Raw genomic sequence first — 2,397 nt, forward strand, 5'->3', positions numbered from 1 at the left:
CCTGACGACGAATACTTCTTTCTCAAGATTATGGATATGAGTCGGAAGCAGTATGTTAGGAATCAGCCATCACATAGAATTTGTGATTGAGCCAAAATAATTACGGGCAAATAATAATATGATATGGGTGTCAAAAGTCAAAAATGCGTACATGCTTGCGTGTTAAGCATTTTGACTTTATGACCCGAACAAATATGAGGAATAAGCAATTTACGCAGTAAATTAGCGGCTTCCGAATATTTGCAGAATTGCGAAAATGACTTTAGTCATGGAGCAATTCGTATATCATATGTTGTCAAAAGGTACTTTTGACACCTACATCATAATATATGTGAGGAGAATGAAAAGGTTTATCATGGGGAATTTAATAAGTGTGGCTAAAAGAAACTTAAGCCGAAGGGTTCTGGTGCTGACATTGTGCGTATGCTTTTTTATGGGAGTGTTTAGCATGAATGTTTGTGCCGGGAATAAATTTGCTTACGATTACGGCGTTTTTCTATCGGTAAATGCCGGAAAGAGTGCCATGAAAAAGTTTGGGGATTATAAGACAATTGTCCTCGATGTTCAGAATGGCTTTTCATCAAAAGATATTAAGAAGCTAAAGAAAAAGGGGCATAAAGTCTACAGCTATATCAATGTAGGAGCTATAGAGAATTATCGGGATTATTACACAAGATTCGAAGATATAACACTTGGTGTGTATGATAATTGGCCTGATGAAAAATGGGTCGATGTCTCAACGGAGAAATGGCAGAATTTTATCATGAATGAGCTTTCTACGGAGATAGATGAAACCGGAGTAGATGGTTTTTTTGTAGATAATATCGATGTTTATTATCTGTATCATACTGAAAACATATATGCCGGTGTGGAAAATATTCTCAAAGGCCTTAGCAAAAAGGGAAAAGTCATAATCAATGGAGGAGATACCTTCGTCACAGAATATTACGAGAAAAATGGCAACCTTAACGGGATTCTTGATGGTGTAAATCAGGAGACGGTTTTTTCAAAAATAATTGATTATGATAAGGATAAGTTTGGGGAAAACGACTCCGATGAAACAAAATATTTCCAAAAATACTTAAAGACTGTAAAATGTGCCCATAAAAAATGCTATCTGCTGGAATACACCAAGGATAAAGAATTGAGCAATAAAATAAGAGAATATTGCAAGAAAAATCATTACAAATACTATATTTCGGAGCGTCTGGATTTGTCCTGAAACTAAAAAATGTATATCACCTTACGAAAAGTGCAACTCACCTGAGTTGTGCTTTTTTCGTAAAGCAGGGTGAGCTGTTTGCCTTCCTTGGAGAAAATTGGAAAGAGTGTTACCATTCACAGATAAATGGAAGTGAAGAATGAAGCTCATATCAGTGGACTTTATTTTTATTGTTGAAACGGTTAGAATCTTTGTATTAAGCAAATCGGCGTTTATGGGAGGGTTATCCTATTATGAAAGATAATAAGTGGAAGTGTCCAAAGTGCGGCCGTAGTTTTAGCAGGACAGGCCAGGGGCACTATTGTGGAAAAGTCGAAACGATAGATGAGTATATTGATGCGCAGGATGAAAGTGTAAAGCCTTATTTGAATGAAATTCGGCAAATACTTCGCAGTGCTATTCCTGAAGCACAGGAAAAGATATCGTGGAGTATGCCAACATACTGGAAGGGCGCGAACATTATACATTTTGCCGCATCAAAAAAACATATCGGACTCTATCCCGGCGATGAAGCCCCTGTTGTCTTTGCTGATCAACTTGCAGGGTATGACGTGAGTAAAGGTACTATACGGATTCCGTATATTTCACCTCTTCCTAAAGACCTTATTGCCAACATTGCAAGATGGTGCTATGAAGAATACCGCAAATGAAAAAGGCTATATTTATTATCACGACTGTTTTATAATGCTGATCACATCAAGGTTTGTAATCAGAATTGTTGATGCAACTGTCCAGAATGATAATGATATCGCGCTCCTTATCATTCTGTTAATTGTGTCAATGTGGTGATCGGGATGCTGAGTCGTTTCCTGTACAAAAAGATATTTCGAGGGAAGTCTTGAAAGAATCTGGCAGGCGAATGAACAGGTATATCATAATTATGGCAGATACAGCAGACTAACAACTTCAAATTTGGGGAGCAATTAACTTCCAGTTAAACACTCGTGGAGCGGATTTGTGATAGTATGAGTGTCTGCTGGAACAACTCATTTACAGAAAGACACTTGTTACAGCAATGGTTTATTGTAGGAGTGTCTGAGAAAAGAGGCATGTACACTTGGAAATAGATTGGATTACTGGAGGAGTGTCTAAACTGGAGGTGTGAACACTTGCAAATCAATGGAATTGCCATATGAGTGTAGATATTGCTGGATATTCTTGAATTTTCCCTGAAA

The 2,397-nt window shown here is 37.5% G+C and carries 2 protein-coding genes; both read left to right on the top strand.

Annotated elements, in window-relative coordinates:
- The first annotated feature begins 448 nt into the window (after positions 1-448).
- A complete protein-coding gene (locus tag G588_RS0118440; protein ID WP_022780157.1) occupies positions 449-1,222 on the top strand; it encodes an endo alpha-1,4 polygalactosaminidase in 774 nt (257 codons plus the stop codon).
- A gap of 233 nt (positions 1,223-1,455) precedes the next feature.
- Positions 1,456-1,872, top strand: coding sequence for an iron chaperone (locus G588_RS0118445; RefSeq protein WP_022780158.1), 417 nt, complete (start codon positions 1,456-1,458; stop codon positions 1,870-1,872).
- Positions 1,873-2,397: the final 525 nt, after the last annotated feature.

Source organism: Butyrivibrio sp. AE3009 (genome assembly GCF_000420845.1).
Lineage (GTDB): Bacteria > Bacillota > Clostridia > Lachnospirales > Lachnospiraceae > Butyrivibrio.

Coding starts and splice junctions, on each gene's coding strand:
- G588_RS0118440 (WP_022780157.1), top strand. CDS start 449: ATGAATGTTTGTGCCGGGAATAAATTTGCTTACGATTACGGCGTTTTT.
- G588_RS0118445 (WP_022780158.1), top strand. CDS start 1,456: ATGAAAGATAATAAGTGGAAGTGTCCAAAGTGCGGCCGTAGTTTTAGC.